At 36.9% G+C, this 16,618-nt stretch carries 15 protein-coding genes and 1 pseudogene; 6 read left to right on the top strand and 10 right to left on the bottom strand.

The features are described from left to right. Positions 1-45: 45 nt before the first annotated feature. The 5 genes from BWZ20_RS02495 to BWZ20_RS02515 all read right to left on the bottom strand — a co-directional run bounded on the left by BWZ20_RS02495 (position 46) and on the right by BWZ20_RS02515 (position 4,868). Positions 46-531 carry an ABC transporter ATPase gene (locus tag BWZ20_RS02495; RefSeq protein ID WP_076615783.1) on the bottom strand — a complete coding sequence of 162 codons (486 nt, stop codon included), beginning with the start codon at positions 529-531 and terminating at the stop codon, positions 46-48. A gap of 9 nt (positions 532-540) precedes the next feature. Continuing rightward, complete coding sequence (locus tag BWZ20_RS02500; protein ID WP_076615786.1) at positions 541-1,323, bottom strand: (Fe-S)-binding protein; 783 nt, start codon at positions 1,321-1,323, stop codon at positions 541-543. A 90-nt stretch (positions 1,324-1,413) separates the two neighbouring features. Next, complete coding sequence (locus BWZ20_RS02505; RefSeq protein ID WP_076615789.1) at positions 1,414-2,727, bottom strand: (Fe-S)-binding protein; 1,314 nt, start codon at positions 2,725-2,727, stop codon at positions 1,414-1,416. A gap of 11 nt (positions 2,728-2,738) precedes the next feature. Beyond that, on the bottom strand, positions 2,739-3,686 hold the full coding sequence (locus tag BWZ20_RS02510; protein ID WP_076615792.1) for an MlaD family protein: 948 nt from the start codon (positions 3,684-3,686) through the stop codon (positions 2,739-2,741). Between the two features lie 54 nt (positions 3,687-3,740). Further along, on the bottom strand, positions 3,741-4,868 hold the full coding sequence (locus tag BWZ20_RS02515) for an N-acetylmuramoyl-L-alanine amidase (RefSeq protein ID WP_076615795.1): 1,128 nt from the start codon (positions 4,866-4,868) through the stop codon (positions 3,741-3,743). A gap of 111 nt (positions 4,869-4,979) precedes the next feature. Between BWZ20_RS02515 and BWZ20_RS02520 the strand changes: the two genes are divergently transcribed. From BWZ20_RS02520 to BWZ20_RS15425, 4 genes and pseudogenes are all read left to right on the top strand, one after another. After that, entirely contained in the window at positions 4,980-7,781 is a 2,802-nt protein-coding gene (locus tag BWZ20_RS02520; protein ID WP_076615798.1) for a putative LPS assembly protein LptD, read from the top strand. 2,346 nt (positions 7,782-10,127) lie between these two features. Further along, positions 10,128-10,508: a Rid family detoxifying hydrolase gene (locus BWZ20_RS02525; protein WP_076615801.1), complete on the top strand. Its 381-nt coding sequence runs from the start codon at positions 10,128-10,130 to the stop codon at positions 10,506-10,508. Between the two features lie 342 nt (positions 10,509-10,850). Continuing rightward, entirely contained in the window at positions 10,851-11,981 is a 1,131-nt protein-coding gene (locus BWZ20_RS02530; RefSeq protein WP_076615804.1) for a carboxypeptidase-like regulatory domain-containing protein, read from the top strand. A gap of 45 nt (positions 11,982-12,026) precedes the next feature. After that, positions 12,027-12,125, top strand: a pseudogene (locus BWZ20_RS15425) (Rid family hydrolase); the annotation flags it as partial. Between the two features lie 140 nt (positions 12,126-12,265). Here BWZ20_RS15425 and BWZ20_RS02540 read toward each other — a convergent pair. The 5 genes from BWZ20_RS02540 to BWZ20_RS02560 all read right to left on the bottom strand — a co-directional run bounded on the left by BWZ20_RS02540 (position 12,266) and on the right by BWZ20_RS02560 (position 14,764). Next, positions 12,266-12,679, bottom strand: a complete 414-nt coding sequence (locus tag BWZ20_RS02540) for a hypothetical protein (protein WP_076615807.1) — start codon at positions 12,677-12,679, stop codon at positions 12,266-12,268. Between the two features lie 90 nt (positions 12,680-12,769). Next, a complete protein-coding gene (locus BWZ20_RS15550; RefSeq protein WP_076615810.1) occupies positions 12,770-13,048 on the bottom strand; it encodes a DUF6090 family protein in 279 nt (92 codons plus the stop codon). Positions 13,049-13,215: 167 nt separating this feature from the next. Further along, positions 13,216-13,617 (bottom strand): DUF1801 domain-containing protein, encoded by a 402-nt coding sequence (locus BWZ20_RS02550; protein ID WP_076615813.1) that lies wholly within the window; start codon positions 13,615-13,617, stop codon positions 13,216-13,218. Between the two features lie 101 nt (positions 13,618-13,718). Beyond that, positions 13,719-14,162, bottom strand: a complete 444-nt coding sequence (locus BWZ20_RS02555; protein ID WP_232217132.1) for an SRPBCC family protein — start codon at positions 14,160-14,162, stop codon at positions 13,719-13,721. A gap of 17 nt (positions 14,163-14,179) precedes the next feature. After that, positions 14,180-14,764, bottom strand: a complete 585-nt coding sequence (locus tag BWZ20_RS02560) for a hypothetical protein (RefSeq protein WP_157358303.1) — start codon at positions 14,762-14,764, stop codon at positions 14,180-14,182. 577 nt (positions 14,765-15,341) lie between these two features. Between BWZ20_RS02560 and cas1 the strand changes: the two genes are divergently transcribed. Then, complete coding sequence (gene cas1 / locus BWZ20_RS02565; RefSeq protein ID WP_076615823.1) at positions 15,342-16,226, top strand: type II CRISPR-associated endonuclease Cas1; 885 nt, start codon at positions 15,342-15,344, stop codon at positions 16,224-16,226. Further along, positions 16,217-16,546 carry a CRISPR-associated endonuclease Cas2 gene (gene cas2, locus BWZ20_RS02570; RefSeq protein ID WP_076615826.1) on the top strand — a complete coding sequence of 110 codons (330 nt, stop codon included), beginning with the start codon at positions 16,217-16,219 and terminating at the stop codon, positions 16,544-16,546. Before cas1 ends, cas2 begins: the two co-directional genes overlap by 10 nt. Positions 16,547-16,618: the final 72 nt, after the last annotated feature.

The raw sequence follows: 16,618 nt of genomic DNA on the forward strand, positions 1-16,618 counted from the left end.
TGTAATTTTATAGTACTTTTATTGAGGATGCTTCAATCTGAAGATTTATTTAATAAACCGACTGTGCCAACTTTCACTTGCTGGTACCTCCCAATTGTCTTTAAACTCTGCGATATTAGTGACTAGGTTATTAAAAACAATGGTATTTTTGGATACAGAATTATTTTTAGCCATTTTTTTGAAGTCCATTAATGGTTTGTAGGCAATGAATTCCCCTTGTTTAAAGGACACATTCATCTTATCCATTAAATCGACATTATAGTCTTTTTCTAACTGTTGAATAAAATGTACAGATGCATCAATTGAGCAACCTGTAGCCATGTTAAGATTTTGATTTAAAGCAATAACGATAAAGCGCTTGTAGACAATCTTAAAGCCAGCTTGTAAATCTTTACCATGTGCCGTCCAGGCTTCTATAAAAGTTTTAAGCTTAGAGGTTAAAGCTTTTATTTCTTCTTCAGAAAAACTTCTGTTAGCTTGGTATATCCAAACGCGTGATTCGTCTGGTAATGTATCAAAATCTACGAGCATATAATAAATTTATGAATTGGCAATCAACTCGGCGATATCCAATACCGAAATTTCACCTTCTTTTTCCTTGGCTTTTACACCATCGGTCATCATAGTATTACAGTATGGGCAACCTGTGGCAATAATATCTGGCTTGGTTTCTAGAGCGTCTTCTGTTCTAAGCACATTGATATCCATATTCCCTTTTTCGGGCTCTTTAAACATTTGGGCACCACCTGCACCACAACATAAAGCTGTAGATTTGTGGCGTTTCATCTCAATAAGGTTAGCATTGGTTTGTTTAAGAACATCTCTTGGTGCGTCATACTCGCTATTGGCACGACCTAAGTAGCATGGATCATGAAATGTAATACGCTTTCCTTTGTAGGTGTTTCCTTCTAAAGTTAGACGACCAGAACTTATTAATTCTTTTATAAATTGGGTATGGTGTACCACATCATAGTTACCGCCAAGACTAGGATATTCGTTTTTAATACAATTATAAGAATGCGGATCGCAGGTAACAATGCGCTTCACCTCATAAGCATTAAGAATTTCAATATTCATCATGGCTTGCATCTGAAACAAAAACTCATTACCAGCACGTTTAGCAACATCGCCTGTATTACTTTCTTCCTCACCCAATACAGCAAACGCTACATTGGCCTTGTGTAGAATTTTTACAAAAGCCTTTGATATTTTTTTCGCTCTATCATCGTAACTACCAGCAGAACCAACCCAAAATAAAATTTCTGGTTGCTTACCTTCTGCCATAAACTCTGCCATTGTTGGCACTTTTAGTTCTTCGCTCATCTCTTAGATGTTTATTTTTTATGAGTTGAATCGTTTAATCGTTTATATATTGAATCAAAAGCAAATTAAACGCTTAAACGAATCAACGTTCTAGTCTTCTTTAGCCCAATTTAAACGATCCATTTGGTTATAAGGCCAAGGTGCACCATTGTTTTCTATATTGGTCATCATGTTATTTAGCTCCATAGGTGCTGCACTTTGCTCCATTACAAGGTAGCGTCGCATATCTAAAATAATAGATAACGGATTAATGCTCACAGGGCACTCTTCTACACAAGCATTACAAGTGGTACATGCCCAAAGCTCTTCATTAGTAATATAATCTCCTAGTAATTGTTTGCCATCATCTTTAAATTCTCCACCATTGGCATCTATATTCTTTCCTACTTCTTCTAGACGATCGCGTGTATCCATCATAATCTTTCGAGGAGACAGTTTTTTACCTGTGAGATTGGCGGGACAAGCAGAGGTGCAACGACCACACTCGGTACAGGTGTAGGCATTAAGAAGTTGAATTTGGTTTAGATCCATAACATCACTTGCACCAAACTTTGCTGGCACTTCATCTTCTGCTCCTTCTGGTGCTGCGGCAAACGGATCTGCATTAGGATCCATCATCAACTTTACCTCTTTAGTAACAGCTTCTAGATTGTTAAATTTGCCTTTGGGCGTTACACTGCCAAAATAGGTATTCGGAAATGCTAAAAGAATATGTAAATGTTTAGAATAATACAGGTAGTTTAAGAAAATTAGTATACCCACAATGTGTAGCCACCATGCGGTACGCTCTATAATGTGTAAAGTATCTGGATTATCTCCAAACCAAGGTGCTATAAATTGTGAAACAACATTGCCATGGCCTAAATTCTGAAACGTTGTATCTGTAGCATTCATTATTAAAAACAAGCACATAAGCACCACTTCAAAATATAAAATAATGTTACCATCGTTCTTTGGCCAGCCGCTCATTTCTGAACTTAGAAAACGCTTTAGTTTTATGACGTTACGTCGCAACCAAAATATAACCACAGACACTAAAACTAGTACTGCCAAAATTTCAAACGAACCTATTAAAAAACCGTATACCGATTCTGGTAAAACCTTAAGACCAACACGATGTGTACCAAAAAGACCATCGATAATAATTTCTAATACTTCAATATTTATAATAATAAAACCTACATAAACAACAATGTGCAAAAACCCTGCGATTGGTCGTTTTACCATTTTACTTTGGCCAAGCGCAATTCTGGCCATATTACGCCAACGTTCGCCTTTGTTATCGGTCGCATCAACAGCTTTACCCAGCTTAATGTTGCGGATTAGCTTTTTTATATTGAGTGTAAAGTACCCAATACCTAATGCCAAGATGATTAAAAAAAGAATATTTGGAATGTATTGCATAACTAAGACGTCTAATTAGTATTGATCTGCTCTGGTGTTGGTTCCGTATAAGGAATTTCGCGCTTAGAAAGAATCCTTCTATAGCGTGCAGGATGTAATTTTATATCCAGTAACAACAGTTGCAACTCTTTTGAGGCGGCTTCAAGGTTGTTGTAAAGACCAACGTCGTTAAGTAGCTTACCAAGTGTGCCATCGTTACTGTTTATTTTTGCTAATAATACATTTATGGATGTCAACGATTCATCAAATTTAGATACAGTTTTAGAGAGTTCCATATCTTTTATATCGTCTGACAACTTTGCAAGATTAGTACTGGTATTGTTAAAGTTATCTAGTATTGAATCAATCTTAGCATCGTTGGTTTTTATAAGACCTTGTACCGTGTAAGATAACGACTTAAACGATTTTAGCGTAGCATTAAGCTCTTCAATAGTATGTTTCAATCCTACTTCAGACTCGTCAACAACTAACTTATTAAGATTGGTCATTAAGGTATCTGCTGAACGTATGGTACTGTCTAGATCAGAGCTAATTCCTGAAAAATTACTTTTTAAAGATGTTATTAAGCCTGGTTGTACTTCTGATGTTATAAAATCGCCTGGCTTGGCTAATTCTCCTTCGTTAGAGTTTACAATGGCCAGTGCATTACCTCCCATTAAACCGGTTTCATAAAGCCTAATGGTACTACTTTTAGAAAACTTCAACTTAGGATTCACAGAAAACGATACTCTTGTTTTTCCGGTTTCAAAATCGTATTTAATTTCCTCAACCTTGCCGACCTTATTCCCTTTTACAGTGACAGAAGATGATGGGCTCAACGCATTATAATCAAACTCTGTATAGTAGGTGTTGGTATTGGAGAAAATATCATCCCCTTTTAAAAACGAAAACAAATAAATGAAAAGAGCGATACCAGATAATACTAATATTGCGGTTTTTACTTCTCTTGAAATTCTCAATGGGTCTGGATTTGATTAAAAACAAAATTAGCAATAAAATTATTAATAATAATTCTAATTAGTAGCAGATTTTAAAGCCTCATCAAGGGTAATCTGCGTGCCGCTTTTATTAAAAGCTACAACAAAGCTTGTAGTGTAGCCTTTAGACTTAGCCTCTTCTTGCAATTGTTTTACTTTGTTATAATCTGATGTGCTGCCGTAAAAATATTTATAAAGCTTACCGACTTTAAGCTTACTGATTTCAGACAAGCCCTTAAAATTGTACGATTTTGGAGCTAAATCCTTAGAACTCGCTGCAATTTGCACTTTAAAGGTAATGCCCTCATAAACCAATGGTAGACGCTCCAAGGTCGCTACAGTATCTACATCTAGTTTTTCAGTGCCTAGGATACTACGCCCTACATTTTGATCTATTTCTTTTTTATAATCTACAATGGCATCTTTAATAGCACTGGCCATTTTAGACTGTCCGGCTTTTGTGTTTAAATAAGCACCTTCTTTAGTATTGGTTAAAAAACCAACTTCTACCAAAACACTAGGCATGTAGGTGTTTCGTATTACAAGAAGACTTGCTTGCTTTAAACCTCTACTCTTTCGTTTGGCCTTACTAATAAAGCTATCCTCTATTTTACGCGCCAATGCAATGCTTTGTTCTACATAGACTTCTTGTTCAATACCAATAGCTATGGTAGACTCTGGAGAACTCGGATCAAAACCTTCATAATGCTGCTCATAGTTATCCTCCAAAAAAATCACTTCATTCTCACGCTTGGCCACCTCAAAGTTTCTTCCAGTATTTTTTTCACCCAAAACAAAAGTCTCTGTACCAGAGGCTTGAGAGCTATGCGCGTTGCAATGTATAGATACAAACAAGTCGGCATCTGCTTTATTTGCAATATTGGCGCGCTCATGCAACTCTACAAACACATCGGTTTTACGTGTGTAAATGACTTTGATGTCTTTATTCTTTTCTAACTCCTTTCCAACTTCTAATGTAACGTTAAGCGCTATGTTTTTTTCTTTGTAACCATTACCTAAGTTGCCAGAATCATGACCACCATGCCCAGCATCCAACACTACAACAAACTTATCCTCTTGGGCATACAGTGGCTCCAAGCATGTTAAAGAAGTGATAAAAGTGAATAGCAAGAATACTATTATATATTTTCGCGTCGTTTGCATATGTAATCTAACGGTTTATAAACTCTAATTATTACGCTGTGTATTTAGTAATATCCTATTTTTAAACTTTAGAAATTTTAATAAGATAATCACAAAAAAATATCTGTACTTTTGGCGTTTCAAAAACCGAGCCATAATTTTACAAAAATACATCTAAAAGGATTGCGTACAAATAGTTTACACATACTTTTTGCCTTGAGTTTTACAGTGTTTATCAACACGTTGAGCTTGGCTCAAGAATTACCAAAAAAAAATGAAGGTATCCCTTCTGAGCAAAAAACCGATACCACTGTTGTGGCTAAAGATAGGATTGAAATCCTAGCGGACTCCTTATTAAATCCGCCAGTAAGTACCAAAACCGTTGACTCTACCAAAAATGATTCTCTTAAAAAAGAGGGGTTTCTAAAAGACGTCGTAACATATAAAGCTAAAGATTACGTAGCCATAAATCAAAAAAAGCAACAAATAAGATTGTTTAACGAGGCCGTAGTGCAGTACGAGGATATGGAGATTAAGGCTGGTATTATTGTTATAGATTACAGCAAAAATCTGGTATATGCTGGCAGACTAAAAGACTCAACAGGATACTCACAAAAACCCGTTTTTACACAAGGTGCTAATGTTATCGAACCCGATTCCATTATTTTCAACACAGACTCTAGAAAAGCCCTTATTTTTAATTCAGTAACCGAACAAAGCGGCGGAACTGTTATTGCCGAGCGTACCAAAAGAGAAAACGACTCTGTATATTTTATATCTCGAGGTAAATTTACAACCTCAGAAAACCTCGAAGATCCCGAGTACTATATCTTAATGAACAAAGCTAAGATTGTGCCTAACAAAAAGATTGTAACTGGTATGAGCCAAATGTACATTTACGATGTACCAACACCCATCGCTCTTCCTTTTGCGTTTTTCCCAATGTCCAAAAAACAAACCTCTGGTATCATTTTCCCATCCTTTGGCGAAGACACGGGTAACGACAGAGGGTATTTTTTACAAAACGGTGGCTATTATTTTGCAATCAGTGATTATGTAGATTTGGCTGTATTGGGTGATTACTACACCAATGGTAGTTATGGTATACGATTACAAAGCAACTATGCAGTACGTTATAAGTTTAGAGGTAATTTTGGGTTTAGGTACGAGAAACTACTCAATAGCGAGCGTGGTTTTCCAGATTTTAGAGAAAGTACAATCTACAATATAAGATGGTCGCATAGTCAAGACGCCAAAGCCAATCCAAACTCTAGATTCTCGGCATCGGTAAACTTGGGTAGTAGTCAGTTTTTTTCACAATCCATCAACCAAGCCAATTTAGCAAATACGCTAACCAATACGTTGGCATCATCGGTGTCGTATTCAAAAACCTTTCAGGGAGAGCCTCAGGTTAATCTAAACCTTACGGCCACTCATAATCAAAATACCAATACAGAGGCCATCAATCTAACATTGCCAACCATGCAGGCCTCTATGACCAGAGTTTTTCCTTTTGCACCAAAATCAGGCACAAAAAAGGGAGCCATTCAAAACATTAACTTTCAGGTAAACACAAGAGGCGAATATCGCATACAAACTACAGATTCCTTATTCGGAAAAAGTGAAATGTTCGATGATGCCGTAGCTGGTGTAAGGCACTCTATTCCTGTAACTACTAACTTTAAAGTCTTTAATCACTTTAGCGCTAGCGTTAACGCCAATTTTGATGAAAACTGGACATTCAGTACCGTAAAACGAAACACAATTTTTGAAGATGAAACCTCAGAAGCCATAAAAATCAATGGTTTCGATCGTTTTTTAACTTACAACTTTGGTACCAGTATTGGCACCACGCTCTATGGTATGTTCAACTTTAAGAAAAAAGACAACAACCCCAAAATACAAGCCATTAGGCATGTTATGCGGCCTTCTATAAGCTACAGCGTTTCACCAGCTTTTGACCAATATTATGAAACTTACGATGTCATCGATGCCGATGGTACAACCATAGATCAAGTAGAATATACCCGATTCGAAAATTCCCTGTTTGGCAGACCTGGCAACCGCTATTCTAGCAATATAGGCATAGATATAGGTAATAATTTTGAAGCAAAGGTGCGCTCTAAAGACTCAACCGAAACAGAACCAAAAAAGATCTTTTTACTAAACAACCTAAACTTAAGAGCAAACTACGACCTCGCAGCAGATTCTCTCAATTGGTCAGATGTAACAGTCTCGGGTGGCACACAAATTCTTAACAAAAAAATGAACATTAACTTTGGTATGCGCCTTAACCCCTATGCCTTAGACAGTAACAATAACATCATCAATACATTTAATATCAATAACGGAGGTAGCTTATTTAGAATGACCTCTGCAAACCTAAACATAAGTTACAGCTTAAATAACGATAGTTTTTCTGGCAAGGATAAAGAAGAGGAAAGAGACGAAGAAGCAGAACGCAACAGCGCCACGGCAAACGCAAGAGCAGATGATCTTTTTGGTGTGTCTCAAGATTTCGCAGACCAACGCCTTGGCGATCGAAAGAAGGAAAAAAGTGATGTGGAAGAAGAAAATAATGATTTCTACAATTATAAAATGCCATGGAGCCTAAGACTATCTTACGTGGCCAACTATAACAATACAAGGCGACAAAACGAAATTACATCCCATTCCTTAATGTTTTCAGGTGATGTAGAATTATCTCCGCGATGGTCCATTGGTGCATCATCAGGTTACGACTTCTTAAATCAAGGCTTTACCTTTACGCAGTTACGCTTTGAGCGCGATCTATTAAGCTGGAGAATGAATTTCTCATGGATTCCCTTTGGTCGAAATCAATCGTGGAACTTCTTCATCGGCATTAAGTCTAACTTACTAAAAGACTTAAAATACGATCAACGTCGCCAACCAGACCGTCAATTGGGTAACTAACCGTCAGTTCGAGTGTTTTTAATCGCTAGCAAAGCGATTAAAAATGTATCGAGAACCATTAAAGCAACGGTCAGTCTGAGCCTGTCGAAGACCAAACAAAACCAATACCCACAGTAACCGCCAAACCAAATTCCAACATGTCATGCTGAACTTGCTTCAGTAATTCAGCATCTCATCAAACCACAAAACAAATCTACCGTCAGTTCGAGTGTTTTTAATCGCTAGCAAAGCGATTAAAAATGTATCGAGAACCATTAAAGCAACGGTCAGTCTGAGCCTGTCGAAGACCAAACAAAACCAATACCCACAGAGACCGCCAAACTAAATTGCGACATGTCATGCTGAACTTGCCTCAGTAATTCAGCATCTCATCAAACCACAAAACAAATCTACCGTCAGTTCGAGTGTTTTTAATCGCTAGCAAAGCGATTAAAAAAGTATCGAGAACCATTAAAGCAACGGTCAGTCTGAGCCTGTCGAAGACCAAACAAAACCAATACCCACAGTAACCGCCAAACTAAATTGCGACATGTCATGCTGAACTTGCTTCAGTAATTCAGCATCTCATCAAACCACAAAACAAATCTACCGTCAGTTCGAGTGTTTTTAACCGCTAGCAAAGCGATTAAAAATGTATCGAGAACCATTAAAGCAACTGTCAGTCTGAACCTGTCGAAGACCAAACAAAACCAATACCCACAGTAACCGCCAAACCAAATTCCAACAAGTCATGCTGAACTTGCTTCAGTAATTCAGCATCTCATCAAACCACAAAACAAATCTACCGTCAGTTCGAGTGTTTTTAATCGCTAGCAAAGCGATTAAAAATGTATCGAGAACCATCAAAGCAACTATCAGTCTGAACCTGTCGAAGACCAAACAAAACCAATACCCACAGTAATCGCCAAACCAAATTCCAACAAGTCATGCTGAACTTGCTTCAGTAATTCAGCATCTCATCAAACCACAAAACAAATCTACCGTCAGTTCGAGTGTTTTTAACCGCTAGCAAAGCGATTAAAAATGTATCGAGAACCATTAAAGCAACGGTCAGTCTGAACCTGTCGAAGACCAAACAAAACCAATACCCACAGTAACCGCCAAACCAAATTCCAACATGTCATGCTGAACTTACCTCAGTAATTCAGCATCTCATCAAACCACAAAACAAATCTACCGTCAGTTCGAGTGTTTTTAACCGCTAGCAAAGCGATTAAAAATGTATCGAGAACCATTAAAACAACGGTCAGTCTGAACCTGTCGAAGACCAAACAAAACCAATACCCACAGTAACCGCCAAACCAAATTCCAACATGTCATGCTGAACTTGCTTCAGTAATTCAGCATCTCATCAAACCACAAAACAAATCTACCGTCAGTTCGAGTGTTTTTAACCGCTAGCAAAGCGATTAAAAATGTATCGAGAACCATTAAAGCAACGGTCAGTCTGAGCCTGTCGAAGACCAAACAAAACCAATACCCACAGTAACCGCCAAACCAAATTCCAACATGTCATGCTGAACTTGCTTCAGTAATTCAGCATCTCATCAAACCACAAAACAAATCTACCGTCAGTTCGAGTGTTTTTAATCGCTAGCAAAGCGATTAAAAAAGTATCGAGAACCATTAAAGCAACGGTCAGTCTGAGCCTCTCGAAGACCAAACAAAACCAATACCCACAGTAACCGCCAAACTAAATTGCGACATGTCATGCTGAGCTTGCTTCAGTAATTCAGCATCTCATCAAACCACAAAACAAATCTACCGTCAGTTCGAGTGTTTTTAACCGCTAGCAAAGCGATTAAAAATGTATCGAGAACTATTAAAGCAACGGTCAGTCTGAGCCTGTCGAAGACCAAACAAAACCAATACCCACAGTAACCGCCAAACCAAATTCCAACAAGTCATGCTGAACTTGCTTCAGTAATTCAGCATCTCATCAAACCACAAAACAAATCTACCGTCAGTTCGAGTGTTTTTAACCGCTAGCAAAGCGATTAAAAATGTATCGAGAACCATTAAAGCAACGGTCAGTCTGAACCTGTCGAAGACCAAACAAAACCAATACCCACAGTAACCGCCAAACCAAATTCCAACATGTCATGCTGAACTTACCTCAGTAATTCAGCATCTCATCAAACCACAAAACAAATCTACCGTCAGTTCGAGTGTTTTTAACCGCTAGCAAAGCGATTAAAAATGTATCGAGAACCATTAAAACAACGGTCAGTCTGAGCCTGTCGAAGACCAAACAAAACCAAAAACAAAATAGTCACCATTTTATTCTAAAAAACCACGCAAATTACCGAATTTTAAACCCACTAATAATTGAAGCAACCTATACGCATGAAAACTATAATCAACACACCAAACGCACCAGCACCAATTGGCCCTTACAACCAAGCTGTTTTAGTAAACAATACCTTGTACACCTCTGGGCAAATAGCCTTGCATCCTAAGACCATGCAATTGGTTATGGATACCATTGAGGCCGAAACAAAACAGGTTATGGAAAACATGAAAGCAGTTTTAGCTGCTGCAGACATGACCTTTAATAACGTTATTAAAACATCCATCTTTATTAGCGATATGCACAACTTTGCCAAAATCAATGCCGTATATGCCACGTATTTTAATGAAGACACTGCACCTGCAAGAGAAACTGTTGAAGTAGCCAACCTACCTAAGTTTGTAAATGTAGAGATCAGTATGATTGCGGTGAAATAGGTGGTGTGACACTTATCGGAAAAGTATAAAATTCAGTTACGGTTAAGTTAGCGATTATTTTTCGGTTGAGCTAAAAGCTAAACACACCCCATCTTTGTTTAAGCAATTGAATAGCCATGAGTTATACACGTTGTCAGGCTTAGTTATTATCAAATAGGTCAAAATCAAAGTTCGGGTTTTTAAAACAAAATGTCTATACCTAACTTCATGTATTTTTCATTAACTTTATAAAGAGACTAGGAAAAACACAACCTCATCTGTTATATCCTTGTAGAACCAAAGTAACCCTCCAACAACTTTGCTACCTACAACTATAACAAACCAATTAATTACATCCATACTATGAAAAAATCACTTGCACTTCTTTTCGTTTTAGTTTTCGCTTTCTCGTGTTCTAAAGAGCAAAGCAACGATAGCTCTGGAGATTACAACATCACCGGAAAATTTCTAACGCCAAACGGATTAGACCCAGTGGCTAAAGCCAGTGTTAAACTATATAAAGACGGTACCTTAATACAAGATGCCCTTACGGATAGTGAAGGCAATTTTATACTCAACAACCTTACTAAAGACAGCTATGAGTTGTCTATATCAAAGGGGCAGTTTAAAACCTCAACCTCGGCAAACCTTAGCGACCTTATCGATGCACTTACATTCAATCTAGATAGTTTACCAATTAATCAATTACCATCAATCGCCGTTGTTACAGGAAGCTACGATCATATCGAAGAGGTCTTGTACAACATCGGTTTGGTAGATCCAATAACAGAACAACCGCTTTTCGATATTATTGATGGTCAAGATATTGCCAATCGTAATGTACATCATGGTCACCACCAGAGCAATGCTAGCGCAAAACGAACCAATCCAATGTTAGCACCTAATGTAGATTTTGGGTTTGGAGAGTTTATAGAATCTCCAACGCTTTTAGGCAACTACGATATTATTTTCTTAAACTGTGGCTTAAATGAAACAAAAACAGATTTTGGCAACAATCTAAATGATTATGTAAACAATGGCGGTTTGTTATATGCAACAGATTGGGCATATGCCTACCTTAATTTTATAACTCAAGGTGGCGCTGACTATTTAAGTTTCTATAATCCTGAAAAAAGCGGAACGTCTTTATCTACTGATGCAGAAATCCTAGACCAAACACTAATAGATTGGTTAGATTTAAACTTTGGTATACAAGTACCAAACGCCACAGTAACTATCGATGAATTTCTTGGAGGTTGGCAGGTTGTAGATACTTACAATGCTGCAACAGTTATTCCTTGGTTATACGGCCCAATAGAATATGATGGTATAAGCGAAAATAAGCATTTGGCCTACACCTTCTTACATGGTAATGGAGGTGTGTTATATTCTTCATTTCATACCGAAAATAACACAACCGATGCCACAACCGTTGAACGGTTAATGCAGTATATGGTTTTTGAATTAGCGGATATAAAGGTTCAAGTACAATAAGTCTTCAAAAGAATATAAGCCATAAAAAGAGTCGCTAAACCTTAAATCAGTGCCGTTTATGCCAAATATTTTAATAAAAGCACAGCACCTGCAAGAGAAACTGTAGAAGTAGCCAACCTACCCAAGTTTGTAAATGTAGAGATCAGAATCAAAATACCAATGACTACAAGTACAATTTCTCCGATGGCATATTTGAGATACTTACCGGTTTTTCCTTCCGAAAGTAAGTTCTGTCTAATTTTTCTAAAGAATTTTATCATTGGCTAGCGTTGTGCTTTATTTATTTAGTTTTTTATTTGGCTTTCTATTACTTCAAGAATACGATTAATCCTTTTCATTAAGGTTTCGGATTCTTGATTATTAAACACATTTAGGGTTAATGCCCAAGCAACCTTACCTTCTAATTTGTAGTCTTTCAAAAGTTCGTTCGTAGTCCTAGTAATGAGTTTTGATGTTCCAGGTATGAGGTTTTTAACCTGTTTAGATTCTAACAAGTTTTTGGGTGCGTCTTTCCAATGGGTGTATGCTACATCACGCTGTATACCTATGGCATTGAGATGAGGATAAATGCGTTGTTCACAAAATCTAAAAAACACTTGCTCTACTTCTTGAAGTTGAATCACATCAGTGCTCCAATTAACAAGTAGTTGCTTTAACGTTTCATCTTTTAAAATGTCGATATGTCCAGAACTTACCAAGTCATTCTGAATTGGGTCAAAGGTTGGTGGTTGAATAGTACTTAAATAAACAAGGATACTATCGCGTGTAGCATTTTCGGGGTCATCATATTAGTCTAACAACTGCCTACAATTTTCAATCAGAGTATGTCTAAGTTCTATTTTATCCAGAAGTTGATTTCTATTAGATATAAATTCCTTTTCAAGTCTTTTTAATAGCGCTTGTTCCTTACTATGTTCTTTGCGTTGCTCATTCCAATTGTTAATTTGTAATGCAATTAAAATTCCGATGACTACAAGCACAATTTCCCCAATGGCATACTTAAAGTACTTTCCAATTTTATTTTCCATAAGTAAGTTTTGGCGAATTTTTCTAAAGAATTTTATCATGAGTTAGCAGTTCGTAATAATTAAGCACCACGGTTTATGTATAAGCAGTAATTGATGTTATGTAATGGCTTGGTGTATAGCAATATACGCTATTTCAAACAAAAAAGCGGTTTGAGTAGTACCCAAACCGCTATAACCTATACACATTCCTGTAAGTCATTTGTTATTTATTGCCATCCATTATAATTTGCTGCTTGTTTTATAAAATCAATCACGCGCGCATCATTCACCTCATCTAGTGTCTTTAGCTTAATATATCTTGTTTCGCCTGTTCCTAAAGGTGGTTGTGGGTCAAAAGCTGCACCATTCAAAAAAACAATATTAGCAGACACCTCATAAGCTGCAACTTCAATCAGCCATCCCAATGCATCGGTTCCGTAATAGGCATTTCCCCATTTAATAGCGTAATGCAGATTGGGGATGGCATCGTGGATGAGGCTATCAATAGTTTTAAGCATTGGCGTAATGCCTGGCATAATACAGTTTGCCAGCCAATCTTCAATAACCTTATAATCAGGCTCTGGAATAGGCGGCTGCTTTGTTGAAAGTGGTTGACGTGCTTTATGCATTTAATAGCGTTTTACGGTACGTTATCATTTTTAGTATTAAATCTTTGGGTAAAGGCGTATCCAACGGAAATTGAAGCGAGCCTTTCGCTCATTATATCAGGCTACTGCGTTTCCACGTATTTTTTAAAATTTTCGAGTATCGCCTGCCAACCAGCACGCTGTTGTTCGTCCGTATGTGTGCCCTCCGCATCAAATGTTTCCCTCACATTTACCTCATCTCCGTTTTGCAAAAATGCAATAGCCACGTTTCGTCCGTCCGACATTTTGTAAGAAATCAGTGCCTTGTCAATTATTTTGTCATACGTTCCCGTAAAATCAAAGCCCATACTACCGTCTTTCGCTTCCATGCGCCAACAGAAATTCCCATTCGGTCTTAAATCATTTTCAGCGTTTGGGCAGCACCATGCATCAGTCGCAAAGTTCCAATTGGTAATGTGTTCTGGTCGCGTCCAATAGTCCCAAACCCTGTCAAGGTCGGATTTGATAGAAGTTTGAACCGTTATGCTTTCCATATATTTATGTGTTACGTTCTGCTTAGTATCCATGTTATTCTACGCAGTTTTTATTCCGTTCTATTTTTTATTTCAGTTGTAAATTCAGTCGGACTATATTCAAAAGTTCCTGTTCCACCTGGGCAGCAATTTGCATCATCTTCTGACCAAGCATAATAGTCTCCAATAATTGTTTTTCCAAGTCCTTTATAGTGAATATATATTTTGTAAAGATCATTAATATCAATTTTTGCGAGTTCGGTTTTTATTCCGTTTTCGATTGTTTGAGTAATGTTTTTATTTGTAAGGAATTGACCATCTTTTGAATAAACTAACATTCCAAAATCTGAACCAGTTCCATTTCCACCAACACAATTTTCGGCAGGAAAGTAAAATAGTCCATCTCTAATTCCGTCAGAATTGAAATCTGATTCGCTTGATTGAATTTCTTGTAATCCGAAATATGCTTTTGGGTTTTCTTCTTGCCATTTTTGCCAATCATTATCTTCTCTACAAGGATTTCCAACTTCACCACTTGCGAGAAGTTCTTTTTTCCACTTTTCAGTTTCAATTTCAAATTCAGGAGTTTTTTGTTGTGCGTTACAACTAATGGTCATAAGTCCAATTGCAAAAATTGGGAATAGGTTTTTTTTCATAAAATTTGCTTAATTATTGTTTTTCAATAAGTTACTTGGTCAAATCACGTAGAATAGTCTCGTAAAACTATTAATTAAGGGATTAAAGTTAATATTTTTCTGTTAAGCACAGACGTAAGCAATTCCGAGTGGATTCGCTTGAGCCTGCAATGAGCGTAGCCGTTTTGGCCTGCCCTGAGCGTAGTCGAAGGGGAACTAAATCCAAGTAGGTATTTGAAAACACAAAAGTCACTTTTAACGCTAAAGACGCGACCATTTAAAACATTATTAAAACATCCATCTTCATTAGCGATATGCACAAATTTGCAAAGATCAAGGCCGTGTAGTCTACATATTTCAATAAAAACAATGCACTACCCAGAGAAAATGTTGAAGTAGCCAACCTACCTAAGTTTTTAAGTGTTGAGATAAGTATGATTGCTTTAAAATCATATGCCATCAGAATGTCAATATATTCAATTAATTAGTCATATCAAACGATACACAATAACACTACAACATACTAAAAAGCAACTTAATCGTTTAATTTTCAGTAGTATATATAATTTACTTATCTATAGTACAAATTAAAAGTAATATGTTAAAAAAGACCATTTTAATAGAACAAAAAAGCAAGATAACTTCCAAAAACCTTCAATTAAATATTAAAAATGAATTTAGGGAAGGGTCTATCCCAATAGAAGATATAGGCTTTCTTGTTGTAGATAACGCAGAAACATATATCAGTATCACTGCCCTCAACCAATTAGTTAACAACAATACTGCTGTTATTATATGTAATAAATCACACCTACCAAACGGCATGGTCTTAAACCTTAATAGTCATCATATACAACAAGAATTATTTAAGGCTCAAATTAACGCTAGTGTTCCTCTAAAAAAGCAACTCTGGCAACAAACAATAAAACACAAAATAAAAAATCAAGGCACATTGTTAGGTAAGGTCACCAACACTAAAAATAATTTTGAATTTTTAGCTAGTAAGGTCAAAAGTGGGGACTCAACCAACATGGAGGCTGTTGCAGCTAGCCTTTACTGGAAGTCTTTTTTTAATCATAATTTTAAAAGAGAACGCTTTGGGGAGTATCCCAATAATTTCCTCAATTATGGTTATGCCATTCTAAGAGCCGCAACAGCTAGAGCACTATCTGGTAGTGGATTGTTAAACACACTGGGAATTCACCACAAAAGCAAATATAACGCCTTTGCACTAGCAGATGACATCATGGAACCATTTAGACCTTTGGTAGACGAAGCGGTTTACAGCATTGTACAGCACTATGATGATCAAGAACTTAATACCCAAATGAAATCAATACTATTGAAAATTCTAACACGCACTGTCTTTTTCAAAAATGAAAAGAGTACGTTGATGGTTGCACTACAAAAAACTGCAAGTTCCTTGCAGCAGTGTTATACAGGCAAAAGAAAGAAGATAAAGTATCCTTTATTATGGAATTAAATGCATACAGAATTATGTGGTTATTTGTATTTTTCGACCTACCAACAGAGACGGCAAAAGACCGAAGAAATGCTTCAGGTTTCAGAAAAAACCTAATTAAAGACGGTTTCACAATGATGCAATACTCCGTATACATGAGGCATTGTGCTAGTAGTGAAAGTGCAGATGTGCACGAAAAAAGAATAAAAAGACTATTACCACCACTGGGTAAGGTTAGTATTCTACGAATAACCGACAAACAATTTGGAAACATCATGAACTTTTGGGGACGAGCCGAAGTCCCAAAAGAGCCCTTACCAACGCAATTAGAACTATTTTAAACACCATTTGTAACTCTCAGACACAAAAAACCTCACAATTATTCCATAGCTGTTATTTCAATAAAAAGCAGA

Origin of the sequence: Winogradskyella sp. J14-2, from assembly GCF_001971725.1 — a bacterium.
Lineage (GTDB): Bacteria > Bacteroidota > Bacteroidia > Flavobacteriales > Flavobacteriaceae > Winogradskyella.

What these genes read in the sequence shown, in the direction of transcription:
- BWZ20_RS02505 (WP_076615789.1), bottom strand. Translation starts at nt 2,727, where the DNA reads ATGCAATACATTCCAAATATTCTTTTTTTAATCATCTTGGCATTAGGT.
- BWZ20_RS02530 (WP_076615804.1), top strand. Translation starts at nt 10,851, where the DNA reads ATGAAAAAATCACTTGCACTTCTTTTCGTTTTAGTTTTCGCTTTCTCG.
- BWZ20_RS02560 (WP_157358303.1), bottom strand. Translation starts at nt 14,764, where the DNA reads ATGAAAAAAAACCTATTCCCAATTTTTGCAATTGGACTTATGACCATT.
- BWZ20_RS15550 (WP_076615810.1), bottom strand. Translation starts at nt 13,048, where the DNA reads ATGATAAAATTCTTTAGAAAAATTCGCCAAAACTTACTTATGGAAAAT.
- BWZ20_RS02500 (WP_076615786.1), bottom strand. Translation starts at nt 1,323, where the DNA reads ATGAGCGAAGAACTAAAAGTGCCAACAATGGCAGAGTTTATGGCAGAA.
- BWZ20_RS02495 (WP_076615783.1), bottom strand. Translation starts at nt 531, where the DNA reads ATGCTCGTAGATTTTGATACATTACCAGACGAATCACGCGTTTGGATA.
- cas1 (WP_076615823.1), top strand. Translation starts at nt 15,342, where the DNA reads ATGTTAAAAAAGACCATTTTAATAGAACAAAAAAGCAAGATAACTTCC.
- BWZ20_RS02550 (WP_076615813.1), bottom strand. Translation starts at nt 13,617, where the DNA reads ATGCATAAAGCACGTCAACCACTTTCAACAAAGCAGCCGCCTATTCCA.
- BWZ20_RS02525 (WP_076615801.1), top strand. Translation starts at nt 10,128, where the DNA reads ATGAAAACTATAATCAACACACCAAACGCACCAGCACCAATTGGCCCT.
- BWZ20_RS02555 (WP_232217132.1), bottom strand. Translation starts at nt 14,162, where the DNA reads ATGGATACTAAGCAGAACGTAACACATAAATATATGGAAAGCATAACG.
- BWZ20_RS02515 (WP_076615795.1), bottom strand. Translation starts at nt 4,868, where the DNA reads ATGCAAACGACGCGAAAATATATAATAGTATTCTTGCTATTCACTTTT.
- cas2 (WP_076615826.1), top strand. Translation starts at nt 16,217, where the DNA reads ATGGAATTAAATGCATACAGAATTATGTGGTTATTTGTATTTTTCGAC.